General features: G+C 65.0%; 1 protein-coding gene. It reads left to right on the top strand.

Going from position 1 to position 766, the window contains the following annotated elements:
- Window positions 1-7 precede the first annotated feature (7 nt).
- On the top strand, window positions 8-766 hold a 759-nt coding region (locus Raf01_RS49180; RefSeq protein WP_308442715.1), incomplete at its 3' end, for a condensation domain-containing protein.

Here is a 766-nt window from a genome sequence, read left to right as displayed (position 1 = left end):
CCGGGCGGTGGCCGAGGCGGATGTGGTAGCGGCCGAGGAGCGGGGCCGGCGGTTTGATCTGGGTCGGCCACCGTTGCTGCGGTTGGTGTTGGTCCGGTTGGCCGCGCAACGGTTCCGGCTGATCCTGACCAAGCATCATATTGTGTTGGATGGTTGGTCGGTGCCGTTGTTGTTGGGTGAGTTGTTCGCGTTGTATGTCAACGGTGGCGACTCGGCGGGGTTGCCTCGGGTCAAGCCGTATCGGGAGTATCTGCGGTGGTTGGCTGGTCAGGATCGGCAGGCGGCGAAGGCGGTGTGGCAGGAGGCGTTGTCGGGGGTTGAGCCGACGCTGATCGCGGGGGCGGTGGTGGGGCAGTCCGGGGTGCTGCCCCGGCGGGTGCCGTTGACGTTGTCGCGGGAGTTGACCGCCGCGGTGCAGCGGTTGGCTCGGGCCAACGAGTTGACCGTGAACACGGTGGTGCAGGGTGTGTGGGGATTGTTGCTGGCCAGGTTGACCGGCCGTCAGGATGTGGTTTTCGGTGCGGTGGTCTCTGGGCGTTCCCCGGAGATTGCCGGGGTGGAACGGATGTTGGGTCTGTTCATCAACACGGTCCCGGTCCGAGTCCGTTACACCATGCGGGACACCGTCCGGACCATTCTGGCCCGGGTCCAGCGGGAACAACTCCACCTACAGCCCTACCACTACCTCGGCCTACCCGAGATCCAATCAACCACCGCGACCGGCAACCTGTTCGACACCGTCACCGTATTCGAAAACTACCCCGTC

Source organism: Rugosimonospora africana, from assembly GCF_016862975.1.
Taxonomy (GTDB): Bacteria; Actinomycetota; Actinomycetes; order Mycobacteriales; family Micromonosporaceae; genus Rugosimonospora; species Rugosimonospora africana.
Note: the sequence above shows the minus strand (reverse complement) of the source record. Positions and strands in the feature narration are given on the sequence as shown.